The sequence below is a fragment of the Streptomyces sp. NPDC059564 genome, from assembly GCF_042735575.1.
Classification (GTDB): Bacteria; Actinomycetota; Actinomycetes; order Streptomycetales; family Streptomycetaceae; genus Streptomyces.
Map to the genome: position 1 here is coordinate 1 of NZ_JBHWBP010000382.1, position 1,134 is coordinate 1,134.

At 81.7% G+C, this 1,134-nt stretch carries 1 protein-coding gene; it reads right to left on the bottom strand.

What is annotated here, in order from left to right:
* Positions 1-746: 746 nt before the first annotated feature.
* On the bottom strand, positions 747-1,134 hold a 388-nt coding region (locus ACFV0Q_RS35835), incomplete at its 5' end, for a BBE domain-containing protein (protein WP_385011344.1).

The window sequence follows — 1,134 nt, forward strand, 5'->3', positions numbered from 1 at the left end:
GGGGGGGGGGGGGGGGCGGCGGGGGGGGGGGGGGGGGGGGGGGGGGGGGGCCGGGGGGGGGGCCCCCGGGGGGGGGGGGGGGTGGGGGGCGGGGCGCGCCGTCACGGCCCGCGGGGGGGGGGGGGGCGGGTGCGTTCGGAGCGGGGACCGCCGCTGCGGGGGCGCCCGGTGTGGGAGTGGCGGCCGGGGGAGTGCCCGCCGCGGGACCCGCCGCCCCTGGACCCGCCAGTGCGGGGACGGCCGCTGCGGGACCCTCCGCCGCCGGGCTGCCCGGCGGGGGAACGGCGGCTGCGGGAGCGCCCGTCACGGGACCCTCCGCCGCCGGACTCCCCGGCGGGGGAACGGCTGCCGGGGTAGCACCCGCCACGGGACCCTCCGCCCCGGGACTGCCCGGCGGGGGAACGGCCGGCGCGGGGTCGGCCGGCGCCGAGGGGCCGGCCGCCGGGGCAGCGGGAACCGCCGCCTGACCGGCGCCGGGGACGGGGTCCGGGACGGGGTCGGGGACGGCGCCGGGGACGGGGTCGGGGACCGGCAGGGCCGAGGCCATCCGTTCCGGCGTCCAGAAGGCGGCGGCCTCCCGCGCGGTCCAACGGCTCGGCGCCGCCTGCGCGCTGTCCGCCTCCGTGACGGGCAGCGGCCCGCCCGGCAACAGCAGGGCGGCTGTGGCCGCGGCCGCGGCCACCGTCAACGTACGTCGCATGCATCGCTCCTGTGGATGGTGGCCCCGACCCGGCGGCCTGGATGTCCTAGATGGCCTGCGGAAAGCGGAACAGCCGGTCCGGGTCGTACCTCCGCCGGACCCGCTCCAGCCGGGGGAGGTTGGGGCCGTAGTAGGCCTCGCGCCAGCCAACGAGTTCCGGGTCGGCGTAGTTCTGGTACGCGCCGCCGCCCGCCCACGGGCGCAGGTCCTGCCAGAGCCCGTCGAGCCAGGCCCGGTGCCGGGCCACCTCGGCGCCCGGCGCGGACGCGGGCCAGTAGACGAGGTACTGGCCCAGGAAGGCGCTGTCCCGGTGGACGAAGGCGGTCTCGGCGGCGGGCACCCGGTTCAGGGCCCCACCGCACACCCCGTCGAACTGGACCACCCCGAGGCCCCCGCGCGGCGCCTCCCGCGCGTACCGCCGGACGGCCTCCACT